Source organism: Micromonospora carbonacea, from assembly GCF_014205165.1.
GTDB classification, from domain to species: domain Bacteria; phylum Actinomycetota; class Actinomycetes; order Mycobacteriales; family Micromonosporaceae; genus Micromonospora; species Micromonospora carbonacea.
The window spans coordinates 3263364-3276439 of record NZ_JACHMZ010000001.1; the positions used below are offsets into that span (position 1 = coordinate 3263364).

Below are 13076 nucleotides of genomic sequence, written 5' to 3' on the forward strand. Positions count from 1 at the left end.
CCTGCCGCACCCACCCCTCACCCCGCGTCCCCCCGCGCCGACACCAACCCACCCAACACCCGATTCGTGCGATTCGACCGCACCGCCGCCCGCTGCTGACCCGCCGTCACCTCGATGTACGTCTGCGACGACGCCAACGACGCATGCCCCAACAACCGCATGATCTCCGCCGCGCTCGCCCCGTCCTCCGCCAACCGCGTCGCGAACGTGTGCCGCAACGCGTGCAACCGCGCCCCCCGCGGCACCCGATCGACCACCCCCGCCCGCCGATAACAGGACTCCACCAGATACTGCAACCCACCCCGCCGCAACGGCTCACCGCGCCGATCCACCAGCAACGGCGACTCCGGCCGCACCGACCGCGCCCCGAACCGCCGCGCCCGACTGTCCAGGTACGCCACCAGCACCCCGTCCAGCTCTGGCTCGATCGGCACCACCCGCGGCCGGCCCCCCTTGCCCGCCACCTCCACCCGCCGCTCACCCGGCCGCCCCGCCAGCGACGCCACCCGCAGCGCCAACAGCTCCGCCAGGCGCAACCCCGCACACAGCGCCAGCGCCAGCACCGCCACGTCCCGCTCCGGCCACGGATCACGCTGCCGACCGTCCTCCCGGGACACCGCCGCGAGCAGCTGCTCCGGGGTGTCCTCGCCGCGCAGCGGCTTGGGCTGGGGGAGCGGGGCGCGGGGGCGGCCCACCGCCGGCATCGGGTTGCCCGCCACCACCTGCTCGGCCACCAGGAACGAGAAGAAGCTGTTCCACGTCGACCAGGCACGGTGCACCGACGCCACGGCGCGGGGCGCGGCGAACCTGGCGAACGCCGCCCGCATGACCCTGGGGGAGAGGGCCGCGACCGGCAGCGCCTCGGGCGGCAGGGCCGGGGTGGCGACCTCCGCCGCCAGCGTCGCCACCGTCCGCAGGTCCCGCCGGTATGCCGCCAGGGTGTGCGGCGACGGCTTGCGGGTGGCCAGGGCGGTCAGGAACTCCTCGACGAGGCTCATAACCGATTCGTCCTGTTTGTCATGCATAAGGGACATTATGCATGATTCTCGGATTCTCGGCGACCCGCGGGAGAGGGGAGCGGGCGCGCCCGAACCGTCGACGCGGGAGGGGGCGCCGGCCGGGTGGCGCGGACGCCTCGTCGTGGCGCGCCACGACGAGGCGGGGTGTAGATGCCGGCGAGCGTGAGCCGGGCGGCGGGCGCGTCGCCGCGGTGGCGGCAGGCCGGCCTGCCGGACCACCGAGCCGGCCTGCCGCCGGCCGCCGTCAGCGTGCGCGGCCGGTAGGCGCGGCGACCGGGCCGCCCGTGCGGCTGTTGCTGCGCCGCCAGCCGGCGCGCCGGCTGGCGGCGTACGGCGCCCCTTCCGGAGGAGGCCCGGGGCAGTCAACTTGACATAATGTACATTATCGAATCGCCACGGAGACGTGACGATTACCGCTGGCTTCCCCCTGATGATCAACCTATGCTGGTCCGATGTACCCGCTGTCGACCTGTCCGCCCGCCGTCACGTCCGTGACGCGGGCGCGTGTCGCGCGCGGTGCGGTCGCCCCGGTCGGGTCGGTCGTCGTGGTGACCTACGGGCTGCCGAGCCCGACCGGCCGTGGCCCTCCGGCAGCGGTCCCCTCCCCGAAACGACCGCCAGGGCGAAGCCGTAGAGCTTCGGCCCTTTTTCTTTTCCCGGGCCTCTCATCGTTCCCGGGTTTCTGATCGGAAGGATTGATCATGAGTTTGGATCATCGCACCGTCGACCAGCGGTGGCTGGCCGAGCTCCGCGCGTCCCTGGCGGACGAGTTCGCCACGCAGACGGCTCGGCTCAGGGAACTGACCGAGCTCAACGCCGACACGGGCGACCCGGGCGAGGCGCACACCCGGGCGGCGCTGGTGGTGGCCGCGCGGCGCGGCGTGGAGCAGGTCGCCGACGCGTTGCGGCGCATCGACGAGGGTGGGTACGGCGTGTGTGAGAGGTGCGAGCGGCCCATTCCGGTGCCGCGGTTGGAGGTGGTGCCGTACGCCCGGTTCTGCGTGCCGTGCCAGGAGAAGTCGGCCGGCTGACGGGTGTGTGGTGGGCCGCCGCCCCCGGTCGGGGTGGCGGCCCGCGCCGTGCGGGTGGTGGCGGGGTGTGTGGTCAGAGGCCGCCGGAGACGCGCAGGACGGTGCCGGTGGCGTAGCTGGCGTCGGGGCTGAGCAGCCAGGCGATGGCGGCGGCGATCTCGTCGGGTTCGCCGGCGCGGCCGAGGGGGATGCGGCCGGCGGCGGTGTCGGCGCGGTCGGGTGCGCCGGAGATGGCGTGCAGGTCGGTGCGGACGATGCCGGGGGCGACGCCGTTGACGCGGATGCCGTGGGGGGCGAGTTCCTTGGCGAGGCCGATGGTGAGGGTGTCGGTGGCGGCTTTGGCCGCGGCGTAGTGGACGTACTCCCCTGGGCTGCCGAGGGTGGCGGCGGCGGAGGAGACGTTGACGATGGCGCCGCCTCGGGTGAGGCGGCGGGCGGCTTGTTGGGCGCAGAGGACGTACCCGATGAGGTTGACGTCGACGACGTGGCGCAGGTCTTCGGCGCGCAGGTCGGCCAGGGGGCCGATGGGGCTGGTGACGCCGGCGTTGTTGACCAGGCCGGTGAGGGGGCCGAGGGTGGCGGCGGTGTCGAAGAGGTGGGTGACGGCGGCGGGGTCGGTGGTGTCGGCTTGGACGGCGAGGGCGTTTCGGCCGGTGGCGTGGATGTCGGCGACGACGGTGGTGGCGGCGGTGTGGTCGCGGCGGTAGGCGATGGCGACGTGGTGGCCTGCGTGGGCGAGGCGGCGGGCGGTGGCGGCGCCGATGCCGCGGCTGCCGCCGGTGACGATGGTGACGGGTGGCATCGGGTGGTCCTCCCCCGGGTGTGTGGTGGTGACGTTACCGGTGGCGTCGTGGGGGCGGTGGCGGGTGTGATCGCTTACGCTGCCGGCGTCGGTTCGTGCAGAGGGGTGGTTGTGGTGGCGGGTGTGCGGGTCGGTGACCTGGTCGAGGATTTCGAGTTGCCGGACGAGACGGGTGCGCCGCGGCGGTTGTCGGAGTTTCTGGCGTCGGGGCCGGTGGTGTTGTTCTTCTATCCGGCGGCGATGACGCGGGGGTGCACGGCGGAGAGTTGTCATTTCCGGGATCTGGCGGCGGAGTTCGCGGCGGTGGGTGCGTCTCGGGTGGGGATCAGTCGGGATGTGGTGGAGCGGCAGGCGGAGTTCTCGCGGTTGCACGGGTTCGACTATCCGTTGTTGTCGGATGTCGACGGTGTGGTGGCGCGGCGGTTCGGGGTGTTGCGGCGGTTGCCGTTGGGGCCGTTGAGCACGCGGCGGATGACGTTTGTGATCGGGGTGGATCGGCGGGTGGTGGAGGTGGTGCACAGCGAGTTGGGGATGAACGAGCATGCGGATCGGGCGTTGCGGGCGTTGGGGGGTTGATCTTCGCGGTGTCGGGGTGGGCTGGTATCAAGGCAGGATCAGACAGGTGTACGGAAGAGGGTTGTGATGGTTGCCGCGGGCCAGGGGTTGTCCACTGACGAGGTGCAGAGCATCCGGGAGGCGTTGGCGGCGGGCCGGAAGCCGAGGGTGGTGTTCACGTCGTCGGCTGGTCAGATCGCCGGTCAGGTGGGTCAGGTGGTGGAGTTGACGGATCCGGCGGTGTCGGACGAGTTCGTGGTGGTGCGGTTCGGGCGTGACGAGTTGCCGTTCTCCCCTGCCGATGTGGCGGTGGCGCCGCGGGGGGCGGGTCGGAAGGCGGCTGTTGTGGCGGCGGAGGCGCAGCCGGAGCCGGATCCTGAGCCGGTGGCGGTGGAGCCGGAGTTCGTGTTGGACACGCCGCGGGTGCCGGCGCAGCGGCGGGAGGAGCCGAGGGTGGAGCAGCAGGAGCAGGAGCTGGCGGAGGCGAAGCCGGCGCGTCGGCCGGTGAAGGCGGCGAAGGTGGTGAAGCCGAAGGGGCCGGCGGGGTTGACGGTGACGTTGGCGTATGCGGAGGGTGAGTGGACGGTGGCGGCGCAGCAGGGTGCGAAGGCGTTGGCGAAGCCGTATGTGGTGAAGCCGGCGGAGGCGTTGCGGATGGTGGCGTTGGTGGATGTTCCGGGGGTGCAGGAGGCGGTGGAGCAGATTCTGGCGGCGGAGCGGGCGGAGGCGGAGCAGCAGGCGGAGAAGTTGCGGGCGGAGTTGGCGGAGATCGAGGCGCGGTTGGCGGAGTTGCGCGAGGCGGGTTGATGGTGCCTCTCCCCCGCGTGTCCGCCCCCGTCGCTGTTGCGGCGGGGGCGGTGTGGTGTGTGGGGGCCGGCGCAGGGGGGTTGCGCCGGCCCCGGGGTGGGTGGTCAGTGGGTGGGGATGTGGGTGACGCCGATGCGCTTGCGGAAGACCCAGTAGGTCCAGCCCTGGTAGGCCAGGACGATGGGGGTGAAGATGACCGCCACCCAGGTCATGATCTTGAGGGTGTAGGGGGTGGAGGCGGCGTTGGTGGCGGTGAGGGTGCCGGCGGGGTCCAGCGTGGAGGGCATGACGTTGGGGAACAGGGCGGTGAAGAGGGTGGCGACGGCGAGGGCGATGGCGAGGGCGGTGCCGGTGAAGGCCCAGCCTTCGCGGCGGGCGCGGGCGGCGGCGAGGCCGCCGAGGAGGGCGATGGCGGCGCCGGCGGCGAGGGTGATGGCGGCGGTGTTGGCGCGGATGGTGAGGGTCCAGGTGAGGAAGGCGACGGCGGCGACGGCGGTGCCGACGCCGAGCTTGACGGCGAGGGCGCGGGCGCGGTGGCGGATGTCGCCGGTGGTCTTGAGGGCGAGGAAGACGGCGCCGTGGGTGAGGAAGAGGCCGAGGGTGGTCAGGCCGCCGAGCAGGGCGTAGGGGTGGAGCAGGTCGAGTAGGCCGCCGACGTATTCGTGGTCGGCGTCCAGGGGTACGCCGCCGAAGATGTTGGCGAAGGCGACGCCCCACAGGACGGCGGGGATGGCGGAGCCCCAGAAGATGGCGTGGTCCCAGCGGCGTTTCCAGGTGGCTTCGGGGCGCTTGTGGCGGTATTCGAAGGCGACGCCGCGGGCGATGAGGGCGAGCAGGATGAGCAGCAGGGGCAGGTAGAAGCCGGAGAAGAGGGTGGCGTACCACTCGGGGAAGGCGGCGAACATGGCGCCGCCGGCGGTGATGAGCCAGACCTCGTTGCCGTCCCAGACGGGGCCGATGGTGTTGATGAGGACGCGGCGTTCGCGGTCGTCGCGGCCGAGGACGGGTAGGAGCATGCCGACGCCGAAGTCGAAGCCTTCGAGGATGAAGTAGCCGGTGAAGAGCACGGCGACGAGGAGAAACCAGATGGTGGTGAGTTCCACGGTGGGGCTCCGGGTCAGTAGGCGAAGGCGAGCGGGCGCTCGGTGTCGTCGTCGGTGGGTTCGGGTTCGGGGGTGAGTTCGGGTACGCCGGCTTTGGCGTAGCGCAGGAGGAGTTTGAATTCGATGACGGCGAGGGTGGCGTAGATGAGGGTGAAGGCGGTGAAGGAGGTGAGGACTTCGGTGAGGGAGACGGTGCGGGAGACGCCGTTGCGGGTGAGCATTTCGCCGAAGACGATCCAGGGTTGGCGGCCCATCTCGGTGAAGATCCAGCCGAAGGAGTTGGCGAGCAGGGGAAGGGCGGGCATGACGAGGGTGGCGCGCAGGAGCCAGCGGCTGGTGGGGGTGCGGTTCTTGCGTTGGCTCCAGAGCACCAGCAGGGCGATGGCGGCGGCGGCGAGGCCGAGGCCGATCATGAAGCGGAAGCTCCAGTAGGTGACGGGGATGATGGGGGCGTAGTCGCCGGGGCCGTACTGGGTGGCGTATTGGGCCTGGAGGTCGTTGATGCCCTGGACGGTGCCGTGGGGGTCGCCGGTGCCGAGGAACGACAGCAGGTAGGGGATCTTGAGGGCGAAGATCTCGCGGCTGCCGTCGAGGCTGCCGACGGTGAGCACGGAGAACGAGGCGGGGCTTTCGGTGGTGTAGAGGCCTTCGGCGGCGGCCATCTTCATGGGCTGCACCTCGGTCATGATCTTGCCTTGGATGTCGCCGGTGAGCAGGACGAGCGCCGAGGAGACCAGGACGACCCAGGAGCCGAACTTGGTGGCGAAGCGGTAGGCGCCGGTGTCGGCGCTGTCGCGGTTGCGCATGACGTGCCAGAGGCCGACGGTGACGACGAGGGAGCCGGCGACGAGGAAGGATCCGGCGAGGGTGTGGGGGAAGGTGACGAGGGCGACCTTGTTGGTGAGGACGGCGAGGAAGTCGGTGAGTTCGGCGCGGCCGGTGTCGGGGTTGATGCGGTAGCCGACGGGGTTCTGCATGAACGAGTTGGCGGCGAGGATGAAGTAGGCCGACAGGTTGGTGCCGATGGCGGCGGCCCAGATCGCGGCGAGGTGGAGGCGTTTGGGCAGGCGGTCCCAGCCGAAGATCCACAGGCCGATGAAGGTGGATTCGAGGAAGAAGGCGACGAGGGCTTCGATGGCCAGGGGTGCGCCGAAGATGTCGCCGACGAAGCGGGAGTAGTCGCTCCAGTTCATGCCGAACTGGAATTCCTGGACGATGCCGGTGACGACGCCCATGGCGAAGTTGATGAGGAAGAGTTTTCCGTAGAATTTGGTGAGTTTGAGGTAGCGCTCGTTGCCGGTGCGGTGCCACATGGTCTGGAGGATGGCGACGAGCACGGACAGGCCGATGGTCAGCGGCACGAACAGGAAGTGGTAGACGGTGGTGACACCGAACTGCCAGCGGGCGACGTCCAACGCGTCCACCTGGAACCCCCAGCCTTTCATACTACGAGACGTAGTAGATACTACTCGTCGTCGTAGACGGTCCGGCAGGGGCGGAGGTCCCGGACCGACCCGGGACCAATGACCTTGATCACCTCGGCCGGGCGGGTCCCGGCGGACACTCCCCTCTCCCCCGCCCGGCCGGGCCCCCGGCGCGTCCGCGGTTTCCGGGGTGCTCCTGCCGCTGCGACCGGGACGCCTGTCACCGGGTGGCGGTGTGGCCTGCTGCGGCGCGGGCGAACCGGCGGGCGAGGTACGCGAACGCGTCGGCGAGTTCGTCGGGGCCGACGACGTGGATGTCGGCGTCGTAGCGGGCGATGGCGGCGGCGAGGCTGGGCCAGGACCAGGATCCGAGGGTGAGTCGGCAGCGGTCGGGGGTGATCTGTTCGACGAGTCCCTCGCGGGTGTAGCGGGCCACGGTGGCGGCCGGCAGGTCGAGGAGCACCGTGCCCTGGCACGGCCAGTCTCCCGAAGGGTCCCCGGAACCACGGAAGACGCCGGTGACGTACGCGGCGACGTCTCCGCCGGGCAGCGCACGGGGGGTGAAGCGCGGCCCGTTGGGGGTGCGCAGGCTCATCCGGTCGACGCGGAAGGTGCGCCAGTCGTCGCGGTCGAGGTCCCACGCGACGAGATACCACCGCCCGTCCCAGGTGATCACGTGGTGCGGTTCGGCGCGGCGCGGCGGCTTCGTGCCGCCGGAGCCGTAATCGAAGCGCAGGATCTCGCGGGCGCGCACGGCGGCGCTGATGCTCAGCAGCGCGCCGCCGTCGACCGGTTCGGCCGGCCGGGTGGTGGGCCGCTCGACGGCGGTGACATCGAGTGCGGTGATGCGGTGACGTAGCCGGGAGGGCATGACCTGGCGGATGGTGTTCAGGGCCCGTTCGGCGGCCTCGGCGAGGCCGCTGCCGGGGGTGGTCGCGGCGATCTGTAGAGCGACAGTGAGGGCGACGGCCTGGTCGTCGTCGAACAACAGCGGGGGCAGTTCGGTGCCCGCGCTGAGCCGGTAGCCGCCCTCCGGGCCTTTGACCGCGGCGATGGGATAGCCGAGCTCGCGCAGCCGGTCGACGTCGCGGCGCACGGTGCGCAGGCTGACGTCCAGGCGGTCGGCCAGCGCCGCACCGGACCAGTCCCGGCGCGTCTGCAGCAACGACAGCAGGGCCAGCAGTCGCGCAGAGGTTTTCGGCATGAGCCTGATTCTGCCCGCAGTAGATGCCACACCCTGTCACCTACGGCTGCGAATCTTGCACCCGAGCCGGTCGGGCACGGGGCTCCGGCGACGCCGAGGGCCGCTCATCCCCTCCACCGATCCAGCACCCACCACCGGCCGCCCCGGTTTCCTCACACGAGGTTCAACCAGCCCACATCGGGTCGATCGTGCCCGAGAACAACCACCAAGGAGTCCCGTATGGCCATTTCCACCATCACCCACCTCAACTTCCGTGGCGACGCGCGGGCGGCGCTGGAGTTCTACCAGTCGGTGTTCGGTGGTCACCTCACCGTCGTCGCCTACGGCGACTTCGGCATGCCGAAGGGTCTCCCCGACGCCGACAAGGTCGTCTTCGGTCAGGTCACGGCCGACAACGGGTTCAGGGTCATGGCCTACGACGTGCCCGGCGGCGCGCCCGCCGTGGCCGCACCCACCGTCACCACCCGGGACAACGGGATGACGCTGACCGGCGAGCGGTTCTTCGTGTCCGTCCGCGGCGACAGCGCCGACGAGGTCGGCGCGCTGTGGGACCGGCTCGCCGACGGCGCGCAGGTCGTCGAGGAGTTCGGCCCGTCGCCGTGGGCACCCGGCTTCGGGATGTTGACCGACCGTTTCGGCGTCACCTGGATCCTCGACGTCGCCGCCGCCCACGCCGGCTGACCCAGGAAGGTTGCGTTGCGGGAGGCGGGCCGCGATCCGACCCCGGGCCGCCTCCCGCATTCGGCTTGGCGTTGGTGCTGGTCCGGTCCCCCGGGTCTGGCGCGGGCGTGCGACCATCGACCGCTGATGGACACGCCCACCGCCCGCTGGCAGCCGCCCCTGATCTGGCGCGGCGCCCAACTGCTCGCCCGCGCCGTCGTCGGCGCCCTGGCCCGCCTGGAGGTGACCGGCGACGTGCCCGACGGGCTGCGCCGGGGGCCGCTGATCCTGGCGGCCAACCACCTGAGCCCCTTCGACCCGCTCGTGCTGGCCGCCGCGTGCCGCGCCCGCGGCGTCTCCCCCCGGATCATGGCCACCGGCGGGCTGTTCCGCGCCCCACTGCTGGGGGCGGCGATGCGGCACGCCGGGCACCTGCGCGTCGACCGGGGCACCGCGGCGGTGCACCGGGCCCTGGACGACGCGGCGCGCGCCGTGGCGGCCGGGTCGGTGATCCTGGTGTATCCGGAGGGCCGCATCGGGCTGGACCCGGGCCTGTGGCCCGAGCGCGGCAAGACGGGCACCGCCCGGCTCGCCCTGGCCAGCGGCGCGACGGTCGTGCCCGTGGCGCAGTGGGGCTCGCACGAGGTGCTGCCGTACCGGGCGCCGAAAGGCATGCTGCGCGCCGTGGCCCGGGCGGTGTGGCGGCGGCCGGTGGTGCGGGTGCGCTTCGGCGACCCGGTCGCGTTGGGCGACGTGGCCGCCGACGCGCCGGGCGCGGCCCGGCGGGTCACCGACCGGATCATCGACGCGATCACCGACGCCCTGGTGCCGCTGCGCCCCGACGAGCCCGACGTGCCGCGCCACGTCGACCCGGGCCGGCCCGTCGACACCTCCCGGGCGCACCGCCGCCGGCTGCCCTGACGCCTCCCGGGGCGTCGGTGTGGCCCGCCGGTCACCTGCCGGCCATCCGGCGTGGGCCCCGGCGGGGCATACTGCCGGGCGTGCCCTCGCCCGCCGCCTATCTCGACGCGCCCGCGCCGCTGGCGTTCGCCCACCGTGGCGGCGCGGCCCACGGCGACGAGAACACCGCCGAGGCGTTCGCCCGTGCCGTCGGCCTCGGCTACCGGTACGTCGAGACCGACGTGCACGCCACCGCCGACGGGGTGGCCGTGGTGTTCCACGACGCGACCCTGCGGCGGGTCACCGGGCAGCCGGGGCGCATCGCGGACCTGCGTTGGGCGGACCTGGCGTCGGTGCGCGTCGGCGGGGCGGCCGTGGTGCCGCGCCTCGACGACGTGCTCGGCTCCTGGCCGCAGGTGCGGTTCAACGTCGACGTGAAGGCCGACGGGGCGGTCACGCCGACCGTCGCCGCGCTGGGGCGGGCGGCCGCCGCCGACCGGGTGCTGCTGGCCTCGTTCAGCGACGCCCGGCTGGCCCGGCTGCGGGCGGCCACGCACGGGCGGGTCGCCACGGGGCTGGGCGCGCGCGGGGTGGCCCGGCTGCGGGTGGCGTCGCTGCACGGGCGGCCGGTGCGGCTGCACCCGTCGGTGGTGGCGGCGCAGGTGCCGCCCCGCTTCGGCCGGCTGCCCGTGGTCGACCGCCGGTTCCTCGCGTACGCGCACGGGCTGGGGTTGCACGTGCACGTCTGGACGATCGACGAACCTGCCGAGATGCACGAGTTACTTGATCTTGGGGTGGATGGCATCATGACCGATCACGTCGGCGTGCTGCGCGACGTCTACCGCAGCCGCGGCCACTGGGCCGCCTGAGACCGGCGGAGGAAACCGATGGCCGAGACGGTCACCCCTGACGTGGCGTCCCCGCCGCCTGCCAGCACCGCCCGCGAGCGGCGCGGCTGGTACCTCTACGACTGGGCGAACTCGGCGTTCCAGACGACCGTGATCACCGTGTTCCTCGGCCCGTTCCTGACCACCGTCACCGAGCTGGCCGCCGGCTGCGAGCTGGGCGCCGACACCTGCGACGGGTACGTGCACCCGCTGGGCATCCGGGTCGCCGCCGGCTCCTACTACCCGTACCTGATCTCCCTGTCGGTGTTCCTGACCGTGTTCGTGCTGCCGGTGGTCGGCGCGGTCGCCGACCGGTCGGCGCACAAGAAGCGGCTGCTGGGCGCGGCGGCGTTCACCGGCGCGGGGGCGACGATCGCGTTCGCGTTCGTCACCGGCGAGCGGTACCTGCTCGGCGGGGCGCTGTTCCTGGTGGCCAACATCGCCTTCGGGGCGGCCGTGGTGGTCTACAACTCGTTCCTGCCGCAGCTGGGTGGCCCCGACGAACGCGACGGCATCTCCAGCCGCGGCTGGGCCATCGGCTACCTCGGCGGCGGCCTGCTGCTGGCCGCGAACCTCGTCGCGGTGACCATGCTCGCCGAGGAGGGCAACCCGCAGCGCACCCTGGACCTGGCCCGCTGGTCGATCGTGTCGGCCGGCGTGTGGTGGGCCGTGTTCACCCTCGTGCCGCTGCGCTGGCTGCGCGAGCGCCCCGCCGCCGCCGCGTCGGCCGGCGGCGGCAACGTGCTCACCGACGGGTTCCGGCAGCTCGGCCGCACCCTGCGCGAGGTCAAGGCGTACCCGTTGACGCTGTTCTTCCTGCTGGCGTTCCTGGTCTACAACGACGGCATCCAGACCGTGATCACCCTGGCCAGCCAGTACGGCACCGAGGAGCTGCGGCTGGGGCAGAGCACCCTGATCACCACCATCCTGCTGGTGCAGTTCCTCGCCTTCGGCGGTGCGCTGGCCATGGGCGCGCTGGCCCGGCGCATCGGGGCGTGGAAGACGGTGCTGCTCAGCCTCGTGCTGTGGACCGGGGTGATCGTCGCCGCGTTCCGGCTGCCCGCCGAGGCGCCGCTGCCGTTCATGATCCTCGGCGGGGCCATCGGGCTGGTCCTCGGCGGCAGCCAGGCGTTGAGCCGCTCGCTGTTCAGCCAGCTCATCCCCGCCGGCAAGGAAGGCGAGTACTACGGCTTCTACGAGATCAGCGACAAGGGCACCAGCTGGCTCGGGCCCCTCGCGTTCGGGCTGGTGTTCCAGCTCACCGCCTCCTACCGGGTGGGCCTGGTCTCCCTGCTGATCTTCTTCGTGGTCGGGTTCGCGTTGCTGGCCGCCGTGCCGATCCGCCGGGCGATCGTCGCCGCCGGCAACACCCCGCCGCGGGTGCTGTAGGGCGGCACGCGCGCCGGGCCGATCGGCGGTGCTCGATCGGCTAGGCTGCCCCGACGTGACCGACGACGCCGCTGCCGCCCCGATCTGCCTGGCCCGGCCCCTCCCGGGCCCGGACGACGACCCCCGCCGCGGCTGCGCGGCCACCCGGGGCGCCGACGGCCGTCCGCTGCACGCCGCCGCCCTGCGGTTCTTCTGGGGGCCGATGGACTGCGGCAAGTCCACGATGGCCCTGCAGATGAACCACAACCACGCCCGGCAGGGCCGCCGCGGCCTGGTCACCACCCGCATCGACCGGTCCCTGGGGCCGCAGGTCACCACCCGCATCGGCCTGGCCCACGCCGCGATCGAGGTCACCGACGGCCTCGACCTGCGCGACCTGGTCAACGACGCCTGGGCCGAGGGGGTGCGCGTGGACTACCTCATCTGCGACGAGGCGTCCTTCTACGACCTCGAACACGTCGAGCAGATGGCCGACCTCGTCGACAACTACGACGTCGACGTGTACGCGTTCGGCCTGGCGACCGACTTCCGGTCCTGCCTGTTCCCCGCCGCCCGGCGGCTGTTCGAACTCGCCGACTCCGTCGCCCGCATCCAGGTCGAGGTGCTGTGCTGGTGCGGCCGCGAGGGGCTGCTCAACGCCCGCGTCATCGACGGCCGGGTCGTGCGCGAGGGCGAACAGGTCGTCATCGGCGACACGGTGGACACCGCCGACGTGCGCTACCAGGTGCTGTGCCGGCGGCACTACCGCGCCGGCGAGCTGGGCCCCCGCGACTGACCCGCCCGCCGCGGCGGCTCAGAACGGGTCGCCGCAGACCCGCCATTCGCCGTCCTCCTGCGCCATCGGCACCGTGCGTTCCTCGCCCGCGCCGCCGTCGCGGGTCAGCCGGGCGCGCACCGTCCCGGTCGGCCGGCCCCCCTTGGTGCGCACCGACACGTCGACGACCTCGTAGCCGGTGACCACCGGCGGCGTGCGCACCCAGGCGGCGAACCCGGCCGCGCTCCACCGGCTGCGCGACTGCGCGCACAGCCGCTCGTAGGCCCGCTCCACGTCGCCCGCGGCGACCTCCCGCAGGAACCCGTCGGCGCTGTCGCGCACCTGGTCGCCGGCCCCGGCCAGCATCTGCACGTTCCACGCGCCCAGCCCGGCCACCCCCACCAGGCACAGCCCCAGCCCCGCGCCGGCGGCCAGCAGCCCGGTGCGCGCCGGCCGGCCCCGCCGCGCCGGCCGCGTCCACTGCTGGCCACCGCCCATCACGTCGACCGTAGGCCCATCCGTCGCCGCCGCGCAGGCACTC

General features: G+C 72.7%; 14 protein-coding genes. 8 read left to right on the top strand and 6 right to left on the bottom strand.

Going from position 1 to position 13076, the window contains the following annotated elements; translation table 11 throughout:
- Positions 1–17: 17 nt before the first annotated feature.
- On the bottom strand, positions 18–1025 hold the full coding sequence (locus HDA31_RS14165; RefSeq protein WP_178065430.1) for a tyrosine-type recombinase/integrase: 1008 nt from the start codon (positions 1023–1025) through the stop codon (positions 18–20).
- A 695-nt stretch (positions 1026–1720) separates the two neighbouring features.
- Between HDA31_RS14165 and HDA31_RS14170 the strand changes: the two genes are divergently transcribed.
- Complete coding sequence (locus HDA31_RS14170) at positions 1721–2050, top strand: TraR/DksA family transcriptional regulator (protein ID WP_074476401.1); 330 nt, start codon at positions 1721–1723, stop codon at positions 2048–2050.
- Between the two features lie 73 nt (positions 2051–2123).
- Here the strand turns inward: HDA31_RS14170 and HDA31_RS14175 are convergent, their stop codons facing one another.
- On the bottom strand, positions 2124–2852 hold the full coding sequence (locus HDA31_RS14175; protein ID WP_178065431.1) for an SDR family NAD(P)-dependent oxidoreductase: 729 nt from the start codon (positions 2850–2852) through the stop codon (positions 2124–2126).
- 114 nt (positions 2853–2966) lie between these two features.
- Between HDA31_RS14175 and HDA31_RS14180 the strand changes: the two genes are divergently transcribed.
- Complete coding sequence (locus tag HDA31_RS14180; protein WP_141723902.1) at positions 2967–3428, top strand: peroxiredoxin; 462 nt, start codon at positions 2967–2969, stop codon at positions 3426–3428.
- A gap of 66 nt (positions 3429–3494) precedes the next feature.
- Positions 3495–4214, top strand: coding sequence for a hypothetical protein (locus HDA31_RS14185; RefSeq protein ID WP_074476521.1), 720 nt, complete (start codon positions 3495–3497; stop codon positions 4212–4214).
- Between the two features lie 104 nt (positions 4215–4318).
- On the opposite strand, the gene cydB is transcribed toward HDA31_RS14185, so the two are convergent.
- From cydB to HDA31_RS14200, 3 genes are all read right to left on the bottom strand, one after another.
- The gene (cydB, locus tag HDA31_RS14190; protein ID WP_178065432.1) at positions 4319–5317 is read right to left on the bottom strand and encodes a cytochrome d ubiquinol oxidase subunit II; all 999 of its coding nucleotides are present in this window, start codon (positions 5315–5317) and stop codon (positions 4319–4321) included.
- A gap of 14 nt (positions 5318–5331) precedes the next feature.
- A complete protein-coding gene (locus HDA31_RS14195) occupies positions 5332–6741 on the bottom strand; it encodes a cytochrome ubiquinol oxidase subunit I (protein ID WP_181019399.1) in 1410 nt (469 codons plus the stop codon).
- Between the two features lie 220 nt (positions 6742–6961).
- On the bottom strand, positions 6962–7945 hold the full coding sequence (locus HDA31_RS14200; protein WP_178065434.1) for a helix-turn-helix transcriptional regulator: 984 nt from the start codon (positions 7943–7945) through the stop codon (positions 6962–6964).
- Positions 7946–8164: 219 nt separating this feature from the next.
- On the opposite strand from HDA31_RS14200, the gene HDA31_RS14205 reads away from it, so the two are divergent.
- The 5 genes from HDA31_RS14205 (at position 8165) to HDA31_RS14225 (ending at position 12556) form a co-directional block, all read left to right on the top strand.
- On the top strand, positions 8165–8626 hold the full coding sequence (locus HDA31_RS14205) for a VOC family protein (RefSeq protein ID WP_178065435.1): 462 nt from the start codon (positions 8165–8167) through the stop codon (positions 8624–8626).
- Positions 8627–8752: 126 nt separating this feature from the next.
- Positions 8753–9526 (top strand): lysophospholipid acyltransferase family protein, encoded by a 774-nt coding sequence (locus HDA31_RS14210; RefSeq protein WP_178065436.1) that lies wholly within the window; start codon positions 8753–8755, stop codon positions 9524–9526.
- A gap of 80 nt (positions 9527–9606) precedes the next feature.
- On the top strand, positions 9607–10374 hold the full coding sequence (locus HDA31_RS14215; RefSeq protein WP_178065437.1) for a glycerophosphodiester phosphodiesterase family protein: 768 nt from the start codon (positions 9607–9609) through the stop codon (positions 10372–10374).
- 18 nt (positions 10375–10392) lie between these two features.
- Positions 10393–11781 (top strand): MFS transporter, encoded by a 1389-nt coding sequence (locus tag HDA31_RS14220; RefSeq protein WP_178065438.1) that lies wholly within the window; start codon positions 10393–10395, stop codon positions 11779–11781.
- Between the two features lie 55 nt (positions 11782–11836).
- Positions 11837–12556 carry a thymidine kinase gene (locus HDA31_RS14225; RefSeq protein WP_074476408.1) on the top strand — a complete coding sequence of 240 codons (720 nt, stop codon included), beginning with the start codon at positions 11837–11839 and terminating at the stop codon, positions 12554–12556.
- 18 nt (positions 12557–12574) lie between these two features.
- On the opposite strand, the gene HDA31_RS14230 is transcribed toward HDA31_RS14225, so the two are convergent.
- Complete coding sequence (locus tag HDA31_RS14230; protein ID WP_178065439.1) at positions 12575–13033, bottom strand: Rv0361 family membrane protein; 459 nt, start codon at positions 13031–13033, stop codon at positions 12575–12577.
- Between the last annotated feature and the right edge of the window lie 43 nt (positions 13034–13076).